Origin of the sequence: Pseudoalteromonas sp. S327, assembly GCF_005886415.1 — a bacterium.
Taxonomy (GTDB): Bacteria; Pseudomonadota; Gammaproteobacteria; order Enterobacterales; family Alteromonadaceae; genus Pseudoalteromonas; species Pseudoalteromonas atlantica.
The window spans coordinates 1-303 of the sequence record NZ_PNDP01000118.1 but is presented as its reverse complement, the minus strand read 5'-3'; the positions used below and the strand labels follow the sequence as shown (position 1 = coordinate 303).

Here is a 303-nt window from a genome sequence, read left to right as displayed (position 1 = left end):
AGCAAACTCGATGCCCGAGTGGTGGAATTGGTAGACACAAGGGATTTAAAATCCCTCGACTAACAAGTCGTGCCGGTTCAAGTCCGGCCTCGGGCACCACTTTGTGGTTTAATTACATCGCCAAGTGTAATTTATAAAAAAAATGTTACATAAATTAGTTTGTGTAATTAAATTTAGAATTAATATGATGCGGCACTAGCTCAGTTGGTAGAGCGCGACCTTGCCAAGGTCGAGGTCACGAGTTCGAGCCTCGTGTGCCGCTCCATATTAGTTTTATCCACTTGCTTTAAATAGCAAACTCGA

2 tRNA genes are annotated in these 303 nt (G+C 42.9%); both read left to right on the top strand.

The features are described 5' to 3' along the window. Positions 1–12 precede the first annotated feature (12 nt). Positions 13–99 (top strand) — tRNA-Leu (locus CWB60_RS20390). A 90-nt stretch (positions 100–189) separates the two neighbouring features. Beyond that, a tRNA-Gly gene (locus CWB60_RS20385) sits at positions 190–265 on the top strand. The last annotated feature ends 38 nt before the right edge of the window (positions 266–303 follow it).